Origin of the sequence: Pseudomonas endophytica (assembly GCF_001411475.1) — a bacterium.
Lineage (GTDB): Bacteria > Pseudomonadota > Gammaproteobacteria > Pseudomonadales > Pseudomonadaceae > Aquipseudomonas > Aquipseudomonas endophytica.
The window spans coordinates 1-1,962 of sequence record NZ_LLWH01000136.1; the positions used below are offsets into that span (position 1 = coordinate 1).

Consider the following 1,962-nt stretch of genomic DNA (forward strand, 5'->3'; position numbering starts at 1 on the left):
CTCCACCATTGCCGCCGCCGTTATTACCGCCGCCGTCGCCGCCACCATTGCCGCCGCCGTTATTACCACCGCCGTCGCCACCACCCTTGCCGCCGCCGTTATTACCACCACCGTCGCCACCGCCATTGCCGCCGCCGTTATCACCGCCACCGTCACCACCGCCAGCACCGTCATCGGGCGCACTTGCTTCAACATGGCTTTTAGAGCCGCCACCGCCGCCATGGCAGCCTGTGAGGCTGACAGTCATGACCAACAAAAGAGCTGTACTTGTTTTTAACCACAGTTGAGTGTTCATGATTAATTACCTTGCACCTGATTCGCCTAAGTTCGAACGCTCTCTGCTCTAACGTCAGAGATACCTTCGTCTGTGGCTACATCACACCGCTGTGCCGAGCATCTAACAATTTACAACTTGGTATTAAGCCTTTATATAACCGGAGTTTTAGGGCAGTGAATGACGCACTGCGGCTTACAAATAAACATTACAAATCAATACGTTAATAAATAAACAAACACGTCATAACAACACTTATTACTAAAGTGATAACCGCAATTAATGGTAGGAGCTGCCGAAGGCTGCGATCTTTTGTTTTTAACGATCAAAAGATCGCAGCCTGCGGCAGCTCCTACAGTGCATCTTCTGGATGCACGGATGAGGGTTTACTCCACAACGCTGAATTCAACCCGGGCGGTTTGTCCGCTTTCATCCAGCACGCTCAGCTCATAACGGCCAGGCTGTTCAAGTGTTGTATTCAGCGATTCCTGATGCCCGCTGTCGCCCAGTGGGGCGCCATTGAGGAACCACCAGCGGCGGCCGTCGCCCCCCAACGCTGACAGCGTCAAGCGCAGTGAAGCCTGACTCGCCGCCGGGCGCCGCAAACGATCACCTTCGCGCACGCCCACAATCGACAGCGCCGTGACCGCGTTCAACGCGGGTGGCGGGCATTGTGTCGACGCTGGTGGCAAGCGAGCTTCACGCCGTTCAACCCTCGGCAACCAAGGCTCTAGGGGCGCAGGCCACAACACGACCTCACGCGGTTGCGCGCCGGGGCATTGCGCACTGACGCGTAGACCTTGCGCGTCAACCCAAAGGGTTTCGCGCAAACCCACGCCCAACGGTTGATCGGCTGCCAGCAAAGTCGGCGGCGTGGTGTGATCCAGCGTCCAGGCGAAACGCTGACGACGGCAGTTGGGGTCGCGCTTACTCAGCGGCTGCCCCTGCGGCCAACAAATTGCTGCCACGCCCACGGAACTCGGCACAGGCTGCACCGGGGCGATAATTGCGCGCTGACTGTCGCGGTTGCTCAACACATCGTGGACTTGCAGCATCAGTGGCGCCGCCGAGGCTAGGCCAAACTGCCCCGGCACCGGCGTCCCATCTGGGCGGCCGATCCACACGCCGATCAAGTAACGCGGGCCCACACCCACCGCCAGCGCATCTCGAAAGCCATAACTGGTGCCGGTCTTCCAGGCCAAGGCAGGGCGCTGTACCAGCTCGGCATTAGGGTCACGATCCGGTCGCGCTTGGCCACTCAAAATACGCCGGATGATCCACGCTGAACCCGGCGACAGCATGCGCCGCTCAATCAGTTCATCCTGAGGTTGCAGGCGCAATTTGGCGCTTTTACCGTCTCGCGCCAGCGCGCTGTAACCGCTGACCACGTCTTCCAGACGGCTCCCGGCGCCGCCCAAAATCAACGCCAAGTTAGGCTCGGCCAGCGCTGGCAAACTCAGCGGTACACCACCGTTGCGCAGGTCTGCCGCAAAGCGCTTGGGGCCATAGGCTTCGAGCAGTTGCACGGCGGGCAAGTTAAGGGACAACGCCAATGCCGAGCTGGCCGACACTGGCCCACTAAAGCCCATCGAAAAGTTACCGGGCCGGTAATCGCCATAGCGGCGCGGCACGTCTTGCAGCAATGATTCGGAGTGAATCAGCCCGGCATCCAGCGCCATGCCATACAA

The 1,962-nt window shown here is 59.4% G+C and carries 1 protein-coding gene and 1 pseudogene; both read right to left on the minus strand.

What is annotated here, in order from left to right:
* Positions 1-295: pseudogene (locus AQS70_RS09970) on the minus strand (collagen-like triple helix repeat-containing protein); the annotation flags it as partial.
* Positions 296-660: 365 nt separating this feature from the next.
* On the minus strand, positions 661-1,962 hold a 1,302-nt coding region (locus AQS70_RS09975), incomplete at its 5' end, for a penicillin-binding protein 1C (RefSeq protein WP_479551601.1).